The sequence below is a fragment of the Bradyrhizobium sp. Kon10 genome (assembly GCF_055807395.1).
In genome coordinates this window covers 1-278 of the sequence record NZ_JBVVOZ010000202.1, presented here as the reverse complement: position 1 = coordinate 278, position 278 = coordinate 1, and the positions used below count along the sequence as shown (strand labels likewise).

Below are 278 nucleotides of genomic sequence, written 5' to 3'. Positions count from 1 at the left end.
CGTCCCAAAACCGCTGCGCACTTTTGGGCGACCTGCACTAGGGATGCATGCGGGCGCCCTTGGTGATCTTGTCGACAAGCTTCTTTTCGGCGCGCAGCGCGATACCGACGACCTTGACGTCGTCGGGTGCGAATTCGGCAAAGACGGCGCGGTTCGCCGCGTCGTGGCCGGTCGAAAACATCTCGTCGACGTAGAGCGAGGTCGTCACACCGCGCTCCAGCGCCCGCCGGTGGATCGCACTGAGCGTCGGGCGATCGGCCGAAAGCACGATGACCGGC

The 278-nt window shown here is 65.1% G+C and carries 1 protein-coding gene; it reads right to left on the bottom strand.

Going from position 1 to position 278, the window contains the following annotated elements:
* Window positions 1–37 precede the first annotated feature (37 nt).
* On the bottom strand, window positions 38–278 hold a 241-nt coding region (locus AC0L2O_RS36715; RefSeq protein ID WP_473373193.1), incomplete at its 5' end, for a DUF2000 family protein.